15 protein-coding genes are annotated in these 12715 nt (G+C 37.3%); 3 read left to right on the top strand and 12 right to left on the bottom strand.

Going from position 1 to position 12715, the window contains the following annotated elements; translation table 11 throughout:
- Window positions 1–84 precede the first annotated feature (84 nt).
- The 4 genes from CBW18_RS07315 to CBW18_RS07300 form a co-directional block, all read right to left on the bottom strand.
- A complete protein-coding gene (locus CBW18_RS07315) occupies window positions 85–918 on the bottom strand; it encodes a prephenate dehydratase (RefSeq protein WP_088300639.1) in 834 nt (277 codons plus the stop codon).
- A 245-nt stretch (window positions 919–1163) separates the two neighbouring features.
- Complete coding sequence (locus CBW18_RS07310; RefSeq protein WP_088300638.1) at window positions 1164–2129, bottom strand: sterol desaturase family protein; 966 nt, start codon at window positions 2127–2129, stop codon at window positions 1164–1166.
- Window positions 2130–2131: 2 nt separating this feature from the next.
- Window positions 2132–3190, bottom strand: coding sequence for a 3-dehydroquinate synthase (gene aroB / locus CBW18_RS07305; protein WP_088301323.1), 1059 nt, complete (start codon window positions 3188–3190; stop codon window positions 2132–2134).
- Window positions 3190–3396 carry an RNA-binding S4 domain-containing protein gene (locus tag CBW18_RS07300; RefSeq protein WP_088300637.1) on the bottom strand — a complete coding sequence of 69 codons (207 nt, stop codon included), beginning with the start codon at window positions 3394–3396 and terminating at the stop codon, window positions 3190–3192. The genes aroB and CBW18_RS07300 overlap by 1 nt, the downstream gene beginning before the upstream one ends.
- Before the next feature lie 95 nt (window positions 3397–3491).
- Between CBW18_RS07300 and CBW18_RS07295 the strand changes: the two genes are divergently transcribed.
- Entirely contained in the window at window positions 3492–4676 is a 1185-nt protein-coding gene (locus CBW18_RS07295) for a proline dehydrogenase family protein (protein WP_088300636.1), read from the top strand.
- A 58-nt stretch (window positions 4677–4734) separates the two neighbouring features.
- Here CBW18_RS07295 and CBW18_RS07290 read toward each other — a convergent pair whose 3' ends face one another.
- The 3 genes from CBW18_RS07290 to CBW18_RS07280 form a co-directional block, all read right to left on the bottom strand.
- Window positions 4735–5055 carry a DUF962 domain-containing protein gene (locus CBW18_RS07290; protein ID WP_088300635.1) on the bottom strand — a complete coding sequence of 107 codons (321 nt, stop codon included), beginning with the start codon at window positions 5053–5055 and terminating at the stop codon, window positions 4735–4737.
- Window position 5056: 1 nt separating this feature from the next.
- Window positions 5057–5692 (bottom strand): HAD family phosphatase, encoded by a 636-nt coding sequence (locus CBW18_RS07285; RefSeq protein WP_088300634.1) that lies wholly within the window; start codon window positions 5690–5692, stop codon window positions 5057–5059.
- 175 nt (window positions 5693–5867) lie between these two features.
- A complete protein-coding gene (locus CBW18_RS07280; RefSeq protein WP_088300633.1) occupies window positions 5868–6050 on the bottom strand; it encodes a hypothetical protein in 183 nt (60 codons plus the stop codon).
- A gap of 650 nt (window positions 6051–6700) precedes the next feature.
- Here CBW18_RS07280 and CBW18_RS07275 point away from each other — a divergent pair.
- Window positions 6701–7489: a helix-turn-helix domain-containing protein gene (locus CBW18_RS07275; protein ID WP_088300632.1), complete on the top strand. Its 789-nt coding sequence runs from the start codon at window positions 6701–6703 to the stop codon at window positions 7487–7489.
- A gap of 449 nt (window positions 7490–7938) precedes the next feature.
- The gene (treF, locus tag CBW18_RS07270) at window positions 7939–9489 is read left to right on the top strand and encodes an alpha,alpha-trehalase TreF (protein ID WP_088300631.1); all 1551 of its coding nucleotides are present in this window, start codon (window positions 7939–7941) and stop codon (window positions 9487–9489) included.
- An 18-nt stretch (window positions 9490–9507) separates the two neighbouring features.
- Here the strand turns inward: treF and moaCB are convergent, their stop codons facing one another.
- The 5 genes from moaCB to CBW18_RS07245 are packed head-to-tail and all read right to left on the bottom strand — an operon-like array spanning window position 9508 to window position 12710.
- Window positions 9508–10416: a bifunctional molybdenum cofactor biosynthesis protein MoaC/MoaB gene (gene moaCB / locus CBW18_RS07265; RefSeq protein ID WP_088300630.1), complete on the bottom strand. Its 909-nt coding sequence runs from the start codon at window positions 10414–10416 to the stop codon at window positions 9508–9510.
- A gap of 1 nt (window position 10417) precedes the next feature.
- Window positions 10418–10861 carry a molybdenum cofactor biosynthesis protein MoaE gene (locus tag CBW18_RS07260; RefSeq protein WP_088300629.1) on the bottom strand — a complete coding sequence of 148 codons (444 nt, stop codon included), beginning with the start codon at window positions 10859–10861 and terminating at the stop codon, window positions 10418–10420.
- Entirely contained in the window at window positions 10854–11969 is a 1116-nt protein-coding gene (locus tag CBW18_RS07255) for a ThiF family adenylyltransferase (protein ID WP_088300628.1), read from the bottom strand. The genes CBW18_RS07260 and CBW18_RS07255 overlap by 8 nt, the downstream gene beginning before the upstream one ends.
- Before the next feature lie 5 nt (window positions 11970–11974).
- Window positions 11975–12208, bottom strand: a complete 234-nt coding sequence (locus tag CBW18_RS07250; RefSeq protein WP_088300627.1) for a MoaD/ThiS family protein — start codon at window positions 12206–12208, stop codon at window positions 11975–11977.
- Between the two features lies 1 nt (window position 12209).
- Complete coding sequence (locus CBW18_RS07245; RefSeq protein WP_253248983.1) at window positions 12210–12710, bottom strand: molybdopterin-binding protein; 501 nt, start codon at window positions 12708–12710, stop codon at window positions 12210–12212.
- Between the last annotated feature and the right edge of the window lie 5 nt (window positions 12711–12715).

The following is a 12715-nucleotide window of genomic DNA, read 5'->3' as shown; positions in this document are numbered from 1 at the left end:
TGTAATATTTTATAATTCGATTGTTTAATTGTTGTATTGATTTATTATTGAGTCGTAATTCGTAAATCTAAAATCGTAACGCTGTCAGACTTTATCGTTCTTTTGATATTCGCCGAGAATATTAAAGTTCGATGTATATTTTAGGGCTTTTCTGATTGCCTTATCATATTTTTCTGTGCTTGGCCATTCCAGGTCAACGTAAAAGTAATATTCATTTCGTTTACCCAATACCGGCATAGATTGTATTTTTGTTAAGCTTACCTCTTGCTCTGCAAAAATATTTAAAACGGTTGCCAGAGAACCTGCTTTGTGACCCACCTGAAAACAGATGGATGCTTTATTGATTTTTTTACCTTCGTCTGTTTTGTCCTTTTTAAGGATCAGGAAACGGGTGTAATTTTTCTTGTTTGATTCTACACGGCGCTCTAATATGTTTAAGCCGTAAAGTTCAGCAGCTAAACTATTAGCAATCGCCATGGTATCCGTCAGTTTTTCTTCCTGAATCCGTTTGGCACAGGCAGCGGTATCATTGCTTTCTACAATTTTAATATGCGGATAATCGTAAAAGAAATCGATGCACTGGCGGATGGCAATAGGGTGAGAGGTTACGACTTTAATGTCCTCAAATTTTACACCAGGCAAAGCCATTAAGTGCAATTGAATGGGCAAATAAACCTCACCAACTACAGAAAAGCCGTAATCACGAATCAAGGTGTAGTTTGGTAATAAGCTCCCGGCAATGGAATTTTCGATAGCCATAACCACGAAATCTGCTTCGTTTTTCTCCAGCTTATCACAGGTTTCTTTAAATGAGTTGCATTCTACAGTTCCGATGTTTTTACCAAAGAATTTGTAGGCGGCTTCTTCATGAAAAGATGCTTTAATACCTTGAATTGCTACTTTTTTTGTCGTTTCCATTTTTGCATAAAACAAAAAAGTCCCGGCTTTTTGCCGGGACTTTTTTATACATTTTAATATTGTTATCTATCATTTTGCATATTAGCCCCGGCTCTCACTAAAATAGTAAAAGTAACCAAAGTAATATGTGTTGAATAATTTCATTTCCTTTTTGAATGAGCCAAATGTAATAACAAAATTTAATTTGTCAATAGTAAATTGAAAATAATTTGAATAAAATTTAATTTTGTTTAAAAAACATCTGCCTATCCCGTTGAACTTAACGTTCGTTGCTTTTCATTGAAGTCTTTAATGTTATCATTTTTCTGATTTTGATTTTCCTTCGCTTCAGCCTCATGTAATTCCTGCTGCATGATTTTAGCGATCTTGGTACTGCCATCATGGCTCCATCCTGGTGGATTAAAGATATATTTCAACTTATCCATAAAGGTTGGGGCCTTCTTTACATCGGCGGATAAAGCAATAAATTCGTGGAAAATAATATTAACCGGTCCCATGTCTTCTGGCTGAGAAGTTAAGCCGTATTTAATTTTATCTTCAGGTAATTCTGCCTGGAAGGTACCAAACCACCTGTCCCAGAGAATTAAAACCATCCCCATGTTCTTATCCAGGTAACGTACATTGCTGGCATGATGAACGCGGTGGTGTGAAGGCGTTACAAAAATATATTCATACCATTTAGGGAAATTGATTTGATATTGCGTATGAACAAGATTTCCGTAAATCTGCGTTACGAGGTAAGCGAAAAGGATATCCATCGCCGTGAAACCCATAAATGCCAAAGGCAAATAGAAAAATACGCGGTATAAAGGCTCAAAAACGGTTGAACGAAAACCTGTGGTTAAATTAAAATGCTCTGATGAGTGGTGCGTAACATGCATGGCCCAGAAAAAACGGACATAATGACCCACTGTATGCAGGAACCAATACAGAAAATCCTGGGCTAAAATCAGAATCAGCCAGTAAATCCAGAAATTTGATATCTGAAACAAACGGAACTGGTAGCAATATTCAAGCAAAAAGAATGTTGCAGTTTTCATACCCAAATTAATGATTACAGCTGCTGTCATCAGGTATATATTGTTCCAGGTGTCGCGTTTCGTATATAATTTTTTGTCGTGCGCATAGCTAAAATACATTTCAACCAATGTCAAAATGATTACAAAGCCAAATAATCCGCCTACAGAAATATCACTTCCGGTAAATGTCATTTTTATAAACTGTTATAATAATCCAAACTGCTTAAAATATCGGCATTGCTTACACGGCAGTTAAACGCGCATTTGCCTGTTGTTTCTAAAAGTGAAAATAAAATGTTTCCATCTTCATTCTTTTTATCACTTTGCATTAATTCCAGAAGTGTTTCAAAGCTTTCCTTTTTAATAAGATATTTTGGATATAATGATAAAATGTACTCGCTGATATCTTTCAGTTCTTCTTTGGATAATCGACTGTTTTTGATGGACAAAGCCGCCTCGCAAACAAATCCAATAGCAATGGCTTCACCATGTGTTAGTGGATTTTCATCATTTGCCAGCGAATAACTTTCCACCGCATGGCCAATGGTATGACCGAAATTTAAAATCTTACGCAGATTTCTTTCATGCGGATCAATGGTTACCACTTCATTTTTAATTTCCACCGAACGATAAATGTCTTCAGCCGAAGGATTTAAATAATCAGTTTTTTTTAACTTTTCATAGTAAGCTTTATCATAAATCAAACCATGTTTGATCATTTCGGCAAAACCCGATAATAGTTCACGCTTCGGCAGTGTTTCCAGAAATTTCGTTTCAATGAAAACCATCTGCGGCAGGGTAAAAGTGCCCACCATGTTCTTCACGTTATCGATATCAATGCCGGTTTTGCCACCAACTGATGCATCTACCTGTGATAGCAGGGTAGTAGGAACATTGATAAAATCAATACCACGTTTATAGGTCGAGGCGATAAAACCTCCCATATCGGTGATGACACCACCACCCAGGTTAATCAGCAGGCTCTTACGGTCGGCCTCAAAATCTAGCAGGGTTTTCCAGATGCCAATACAAAAATCGATGTTTTTGTTTTCCTCTCCTGCGGAGGTTTCAATCAGGTCAAAGTCTGAAAAATCATCCATCATCGATTGAAAAACCGGTAAACAAATTTCACTGGTATGTTCATCAGCAAGAATAAATACCTTGCTGTATTTGTTGCTTTCTAAAAGATTTTTTAAGGCATCTAAATTACTTTCGAAATAAAGTGAATGGCCTGCGCTGCTTAAAGTTTCCATCATACGACTTCGATTTTATCTTGTTCAAAAGTGATGATATCGCCAACCCTGACTTTATAACGCTTGCGAAACTCTACTTCACCATTGCATTTTACTAATCCATCCATTACGGCAGCCTGCGCATCTCCGCCGGTACCCACCAATCCTGTCGCCTTTAACAACTGGATTAATGGAATAAATTCCCCATCTAATTTGAATTGTATCATTTTGTTACAAAAATACGATTATTTACAGGTTTTTAGTTTTAACAACGGATGCTTTTTATAATTTTGCATCCAACTGACTTATTACATAACTAAGAATGGATTTATCCCCCAATAAACAGCCTAATTTCGACAATACGGAAGTGGCGTTCCGTCAAAAAACAAATGCTGAGCTCAAAAAAGCTTTTTGGCTTTTCAAAATGATTGGCAGCAACTTTTTGACGAAGGTTGGCCCACCGATTACCAATTTCTTTCTAAACATAGGCTTGCCTGTTCAGGGTGCCATAAAAGCTACAATTTTTCAGCAATTTTGTGGTGGTGAAACCATTGCGGAATGCGATCATGCTATCGTGCAACTGGCTAAAGGTGGTGTTGGAACCATTCTGGATTACTCTGTTGAGGGTGAAGAAGAAGAAACGGTATTTGACGAAACTTGCCAGGAAATCATCCGCACCATTCTCCGTGCAGATGGTGATCCTAATATTCCCATCACGGTATTTAAGATTACCGGGATAGGGCGTTTTGCGTTATTGGAGAAATTAGATGCTAAGAGAACATTATCAGCAGATGAGCAGGCAGAATTTGATAAGGTAAAATTGCGTTGTGAAATGATTTGCCGCACTGCTTTTGAAAAGGGGGTACCGGTTATGATTGATGCTGAGGAAACCTGGATCCAGCAAACAATTGATGAACTGGCATTAGATATGATGCGTAAATTTAACCAGGAACGCATTATTGTATATAATACCTATCAAATGTATCGTCAGGATAAACTGGCTGATATGAAGGCGGATCACCTCATTGCAAAAGCTGCAGGATTTATTTTAGGTGTAAAAATGGTTCGTGGTGCGTATATGGAGAAAGAGCGCAAGCGTGCTGCAGAAATGGGCTATCCATCCCCAATTCAATTAAATAAAGAAGCAACCGATGAAGATTATAATGCGTCATTACGGTATTGTATTGATCATATTGATGAAATAGCCATCGTTTGCGGAACCCATAATGAAGATAGCAGTCGATTATTAACCTATCTTTTGGATGAGAAAAAAATCATGCATAACCATCCGCATGTTTATTTTTCACAGCTTTTGGGTATGAGTGATAATTTGAGTTTTAATCTTGCTGATGCGAATTATAATGTAGCAAAGTATGTTCCTTACGGACCGATTAAGGCGGTAATGCCCTATTTATTCAGAAGGGCTCAGGAAAATACTTCAGTGGCAGGGCAAACCGGCCGTGAGTTAGGTTTGATTGAAAGGGAATTGAAGCGAAGAAAAATTTAATTTTCCATTGGCAATCAACAGCTTTCAGTGATCACTGCTCATAAGATTGCCAATGGTATTACTTTTTTACGGTAAAGTCTTGCTTGCCATTGAGGAGATCATAGAAAAATATAAAATCACTCGCTAAACTATAAAGCGGGTATTGAAAAGTAGCAGGTTTATTTTTCTCGAAAAAAAAGTGACCTATCCAGGCAAAGCCATAACCCAGCAGGGGGATGGCTAAAAAGAAAAGCCACTGGTGAAACAGAAATCCGGCGAAGAATGTTAAAGCAACTAAGCCCGTTCCGATAAAGTGGAGGATACGCGAAGTGGTATTGGTGTGCTGAGATAAATAAAAAGGATAGAAATCTTTTAATGATTTAAACTTTTTTTCTTCCATGCTATATAATTCCGTTAGCTTTTAAAAAGGATTCCAATTGTGCTGGTTTTTCAGTCATTAAAAGTGTATTTAACCCAACCTTCTTTGCGCCTTCAATGTGTTGCGGACTATCATCTATAAACAAAGTTTCTGTAGGGTTAAGATGGTTTTCACTCAAAACCTGTTCAAAAATATTGGTATTGGGTTTACGTAATTTCATGTGCTGAGAGAAATAAGCCTTTTCAAAAAACGCATCATAATTGTTTAAATTGAAAGTGGTTTTCAAGTAATTGATGATCCAGTCGTAATGGATTTCATTATTGTTACTTAATAAAAATGTACGGTAGTTATTTTTTACTTTTAAAAGTACGTCATGATTTTCCTGGTGTGTACCAATCAGCAAACTATTCCAGGCCTCATCTATTTGGGCATCAGTAAGCCCGGGCTTGTTTGCCGCTTTTCTAATGCCTTCACGAAATTCTACAGGAGAAATTGCGCCGGTTTCAAAATCATCAAACAATGGATTATGGCTTTTATGTGCAAAGAAATTTTCTATATCTGTAATGCCAATTTTTTGAAATGATGCCTGGGCAATTTTAAAATCGATATCGAAAATTACATTGCCATAATCGAAAATGATGTTTTTAATATGTTGCATACGTGTGTAAACTTTTTGCAAATATCATCATTAAATAGTGTGCCCTACAATTTTCTGAATCAATAAAAAGCCATAAAATGAAATTTATTCATGGCGGTATGATTCTTTAATCCGGATGCTGCTATAAGTTAACAATTCATTCCACCTTAAAATTCATTCATCTTTTTTGATCAAGTTATTTAATAACTAAAACAGTACCATTGTTTTTGGTTTTATAATAATACTGTGTTTCCATTTTCCGGTTAATTACTTCTACTTCCACAACCTCTCCAATCTTGCCGGTTTCATCCCTGATAATATCACCAGGTTTAATTTCATCAAGCAAGTGTGAAGGTGTTTTTTTATTCACATTTTTCATATTTCATGATTTATAGATGTATACTTATTTATAAGAACACTATGTAATATAAATTAGTTTTATAAAGATAGGACAAGATGAATAGTATAAAAAGAAATTACTTTCAATTTAGACTGAATTGATCATAGATAAGCTGTAATTCAAATATAAAAAACTATCAATTTGGATATGCACTTATTTAAGCCAATCGAATATTTTTGCTGCGCTGTTTTGAATATAAGTTTTGCTTTTACTCATCAGGTGAAGCTGCGCAGGTGAGAGCCTATCGTTTTACCTTCGGGAAAACCGTTTAAAAGCATGAGAATTATTATAAATCCAATTTGTACTGCCATCAGTTAATCTGTTCACGGGATTAAATTATTTTTTGCTTGATCAATTTTCAGCAATCTTGTTTAAGTGTATTAAGTTTGTATTTTGTGGTGACTATTAGCCAGATTAAAATTACAATTTAATGGTTTATTGATGATAAGTTTTTATGTTTACATGCTGTTTTTCCATTTGCTGGATATGATGAGTATGCCTTTTTTTTATTCATTTTGAGCTTAATACTATACAATTATTCTAATTTTTGTCTTTTTATTGTTTACACATAAATAATATGTAACCAAACAACGGGAAGTTAATCTAATGCAAAAACAGCTCATTTAAAGATGATGGTTAAACTGAAACTTATAAAAGGTACTTTTAAAAGAGAATTCGCATTAGCCGCAACGCATCCAATGAGAATTTTGGTGATCAAAGAAGGCAATGGTTTACTTTGTATGAATTCTGGTGATTATGAATTGAAAAACGGCAGGATATTTTTCATCCCTGAAGAAGGTTTGGTTCGGCTGGAAGGTGAAATTACTACCGGCTACTGGTTAAATTTCTGTAGTTCGCTGTATGCCGAATTTCTAAAACAACATTTAGATCCCTTAGCTAAAAATCTTTTCCTTAATTTGTCTTTTAGAGACCTTAGCGGCAACAGGCTTGAGAAAGCATTCAATTTACTGGATCAGTTGAAAAAGGAAATTGAAGTAAATAGGGATTTAGCACTTCTTTCGCAATGTTTGTCGCTTTTTTTAGGGTTTACAGCCGGATTTGACGGATATCTGGCTGCACTGACACTTGATGAATTACAGCAGACCATAAGATTTAAAGCAATTCTGGAAAATTTTTATAAAAAAGAAAAGGCTATCCGGTTTTATGCCAGAGAGATGGGGATGAGTCCTAGAAAATTAAATGCTTTCCTTGATCATGTGCTGGGAAAAAGCTTATTTGTCTTAATCAAAGACCGGATCATGAGAGAAGCTGAAGTATTGTTGCTGGATAGTGAATATACTGTAGATGAGATTGCTATCATTCTGGGTTTTTCAAATGCGGCAAACTTTGGTATCGCTTTCAGAAGGTATAAAGGTATTTCCTTATCGCAGTTCAGCAATACTGAAAATGAAAATTGATGCTGCTGTTAAAGAAACGCTGATCACGTAGATTTTGTCCCTTCTCAATAACAGGTTTTCCTGACCTCACCACATCATTTGCTGGGCGCCTGACGCGTAAGGCTTTGCTTACTGTTACCTACTACCAGCAGCATCAATTTCGAAAGGCTAAATTAAAAAAAACTTGGCATGAATTTATACAATATTTTTATAACTATTTAAAATAGCGTAACATTTTTATGCTCCTGATCAGGTTACGCTACGGGATTCAAAATACCGCATTGTTAATAAATAAAATGTAAAACGCTTCGCCCGGATGATGTATTTTAGATGCAAATATTATTGATGTACGCGATCAGGTTTGATTAGGGAATAAATACTATATTAAACAAAGGTGAACGCAAAAAAGAGCACAGATTTTATCTTTGAGCTTTACTACTATGAAATGCAGCATTATGAATCTCTAATTTATGAAAAAAATTATTTTCTTTCTTTTACTATTTGTTTCAGCTGAGTTATTTGCCCAGCATGAAAAATCACCACGATCAACCTATCCGGGTTTATTTGAGACTGTTCAGCTTTCCAGGATCTATGCTGACGGGAAATCTTTTCCTGATGCGATTCCTAAAGCTGAGCCTTCGGTAATTATGAAAGCTTACCTTGCTCAAAGAAACAGCAAAGATTTTAACCTGAAAAGCTTTGTGGACGCACATTTTAATTTACCTGAAAGTCATACTGCTTTATACCAGTCGGATATCAAAGCGGGCATTGAAAAACATCTGGATACTTTGTGGACTGTGCTGCAGCGGAATCCTGATACCGTTTCTGCCTATCAAACCTCATTACTGCCATTGCCAAAGCCCTATCTGGTGCCGGGAGGACGATTCCGTGAAGTGTATTACTGGGATTCTTACTTTACCATGCTGGGATTAAAAGAGGCCGGTAAAACGAAACTGATCAAAGATATGGTTGATAACTTTGCTTACCTGATCAATACCTATGGTTTTATCCCCAATGGAAACCGGAGTTATTACCTTACCCGTTCGCAGCCACCTTTTTTTGCGGCTATGGTGCAACTGCTTTGTCAGGACAATCCGCAAGTGAAATTGAGCGAATACAAAAATGCTTTGGAAAAGGAGTACCAGTTCTGGATGAAGGGTGCTGACCAGCTGAAACCGGGAAAAGCAATTAATCATGTAGTCAGACTTAATGATGGAACGCTATTAAACCGTTATTATGACGCTGATGATCAGCCCAGGGAAGAATCATACCTGGAAGATGCTGAAGCAGCCAGGTCAACCAAACAAAACCCAGCCACCTTTCTACGGCACGTGCGATCTGCGGCAGAGTCTGGATGGGATTTCAGCAGCCGCTGGTTTGCTGATGGCTTAAGTTTTAGCCAGATCATCACTACCGATCTTTTACCGGTTGATTTAAATACATTGATGTATCATTTAGAAAGTACAATTGCAGCAGCCAATAAAGAGGCGGGGGATACAAAAAAAGCTAATTTGTTTTCTGCCAGCGCCAAGAAGCGTAAAGCCGCAATATTGAAATATTTTTGGAATGCACAACAAAACTTCTTTACAGATTATAACTGGAAAAATAAAAGCTTCTCTAAGCAGTTAACTTTAGCAGCTGCCTTTCCATTGTATTTTAAGCTTGCTACAGCTACTCAGGCCAAAGCGGTATCAGAAAAACTGGAAAAGGATTTCCTGAAGCCTGGTGGCTTAATCACTACATTAAAAACCACCAGGCAGCAATGGGATGCACCGAACGCCTGGGCACCCCTGCAATGGGTGAGTATACAAGGTTTACATCATTATGGTTATCATAAACTAGCTGATACAATAAGCAATAGATGGGTGAATCTGAATATTTCGGTTTTTAAGGAAACCGGTAAACTGATGGAAAAATATAATGTGGTCGAATCAAAAAGTAAAGGTGGTGGTGGAGAATATCCCTTACAGGATGGATTCGGCTGGACCAATGGTGTGTTGCTTAAACTTTTAAAAAGATAATATTATCGGATAAACATTTTAATGCTTTTGCCCTTTATTCACGTTAAAAAGATGTAGAATTTGGGGAAAAAGCGCATCCATATATTCTTCCACGCCATTTTTAGATCCTGGAAAAGTTAATACTAAAGTGTTACCGATAAAGCCGGCCACGCCCCGTGATAACATGGCATAAGGCATGCGTTCCTGCCCATACTTTCTGGCAGTTTCCATAATTCCATCAATTTTGCGTTCAATGAGCGGACTAATGGCCTCAGGAGTCACATCCCGAGGTGATAAGCCTGTTCCTCCGGTAAAGATAAGTAAGCTAATGTTATTGTCTGTCAGTTTTTTAGCCGTATTTTGGATATCTTCCAATACATCGGGCACAATGGTATAGGTTTCTGTATCAATGCCCAATTGCGCCAGTCGGTTAATAATGGCCTTGCCGGAAGCATCTTCAGCAGTTTTTTCAAAAACGGAATCGGAACACACCACTACTGCAGCCTTAATTTCAGGGAACTTCAGTTTTTTTAAATCTGACTTGCCTCCCAACTTTTTAAGCAGACGGATATTTTGAATCTCTACGCCCTTGTCAATCGGCTTCAGCATATCGTACATGGTTAATGCGGTAACCGAAGCACCATGCATGGCTTCAACTTCTACCCCGGTTTTATAAACGGTATGGACTTCTACTGTAATCAGGATGGTTAAATCTACCACTTCATAGGTAATAGACGTAAATTCAATCGGAAGGGGATGGCAGTCCGGAATCACATCACTGGTTTTTTTTACGCCAAATAATCCGGCAGCGCGGGCAAATTCAAAAACATCTCCTTTAGGGATTTTTCTTTGCACAACGGCATCAATTGTTTCTTGTTTTGAAACTTTTACCGTAGCCGTGGCTATGGCAATCCTTAAGGAATTTGATTTTTTAGTAATATTTACCATCTTAAATGTTTTCTTTCCATTGGTGGGTTTCGTCTTCGAATATTTCTTTGCCCCAGATCGGGAGTTCAGCCTTAATGCGCTCTACCAATTCATTGCAAGCTTCCATAGCAGGTTTACGGTGAGCGGAAGAGGTAAAGACAAATAAACAGATTTCGCCTGCCTGTATTGAACCTAAACTGTGGTGCACATGCATGCAGTTGAGCGGGTACTTAGCAAAAATATCTTCTCTAATCTCATCCATTTTGGTAAGTGCCAATTCTTCGTAGGCCGTGTAATCAATAGCGGCTACAAATTTGCCATTTATTTCATCCTTTCTTACCTGTCCCATAAAAATGTTATGGCCGCCAATAGCTGTTTTAGTGGCATGTTTTGCAATACTATCGGCTATAAAACCCGGACTTATTGCACCTTTAACAAAGATGTTTTTTAGTTTCTTTTCACTCATTTTGTTTTGTTAGAAAATGATTTCTCCATTTAGAAATGCCACCCTTTAAGCTGTAAATCTTCTTTGTATGACCATATTTTTCCTGAAGCAGTTCAGCAGCAGCAACACTTCTGATGCCATGCTGGCAAAGCAATACAATGCTTTCTGCGGCAATATTGTTTTGCACAAAGGTGTTAAATTCAGACATGGGTACTTGAAGGAAGATTTCTTTATTCAGCAAAGGAAATTCATGTTTTTCACGCACATCAATCACCAAAGCAGATGCTTCTTCCTGTAAAAGTTGCATTGTGGCAAGATCTATTTCCTCAAAAACAGGTGTTTTAGGGCATAATTGTTCTTCATTACTAAGCAGAAAATCTGCTTTACTTTCAGGTAAAAAATAGTCATTGCCTGGAGAAATATTTAAGGTATAAGTGGCCTGGTTAAGCAGATTATAATGTAGCATTTTACTGATCAGGGGCTGCCCGATTCCGGTGACCAGTTTAATGGTTTCCGCTGCCGCCATGCTCCCGATGATTCCGGGTAAAACACCCAATACGCCATTTTCCGCACAGTTTGAAACTTCTCCGGGCAGTGGGGAAATAGGGAAGAGGTCGCGATAATTGGTGGCGATACCCTGTTCATTTTTCACATTAAAAATGGCCAGCTGCCCTTCAAAGCCAGCTACTGCTGCGAAAATTAATGGCTTTTGAAGTATTGCACAGACATCGTTAATCATGTATCTCGAATCGAAATTATCTGTACCATCCACTATGATGTCATAACTTTCTATTGTATTGAATATGTTGCTTTTATCCAGTCGAAGTTCATGTTCCACAATGTGAGTTTCAGGGTTCATCAGTCGCAACCTTTTAGCCGCTACTTTTACTTTAGGCTGGTCAATGTCATTAGTCGCGTAAAGAATTTGCCTGTGCAGGTTAGAAAGTGAAATGGTGTCATCATCTACTATTCCAATTGTCCCGATGCCAGCTGTAACCAGGTATTGTAAAATTGGACAGCCCAGGCCACCGGCACCAATCACCAGTATGCGCGAGTTGATGAGTTTGTTTTGTGCTTCAACTCCAAAGCCCTTTAAAATCAGTTGTCTGCTGTAGCGTTCATTATCCATTGCTATTAACCTCCAGAAAATGGCGGCATAATGGCCACTTTATCTTCGTTTTTAAGGGATTGATTGGACTGTATCACATTTTGATTAATGGCCAGTTTGTATTTCATTCCTGCTAACTGCGGAAATGATGTTTCCAGGTAGCTTTTAAGCTGATCAGTGTTTATAACATCCGAAATTTCGATTTGCTGTTGCCTGATAAATTCAGAAATTTTACCAAAACTAATGATCTCTAATTTCATATCAATTTACTTTATGAATACTTATTTTATTCAGGCCTTTTACAAACCTTCTGCCCGTTGCTACATCAGTTGTCGCAATCATGGCAATATTACCTTTCTCAGCTTTTTCAGGATCAGCAACGAAATCGGTTAAAATTAAAATGTTGTTTTCTGATTTTGCGTTGAAAACCTCATTCCATGAAAAAACCACTTTATAGTTATCGGTAGCAGAACAAACCAGGTAATACTCACTTAATTTTTTAGGCGATGATTCATTAATCTCCACCTGACTTAAAATCTCTTTCAAAGGTACGCCTTTAATATTTTTAATGCTGCTTTTTCGCTGCAAGAGGTGATTTAAAATAGTTATGCTGTCAATACTAACTTTTTTATAATTGGAAAGTGAAGCCAGATTGATGGTTAGCTTTTGCTTTACATCGCCTTCAATTGTAAATTGTTTGCTTTCCTGTGCCTGGCTATTCATGCCACATAAAATAAAAATGGCAAATAAGTATTTAATCATTTTTG

This window comes from Pedobacter sp. AJM (assembly GCF_002197755.1).
Lineage (GTDB): Bacteria > Bacteroidota > Bacteroidia > Sphingobacteriales > Sphingobacteriaceae > Pedobacter.
This window is presented reverse-complemented; position numbering and strand designations above follow the sequence as displayed.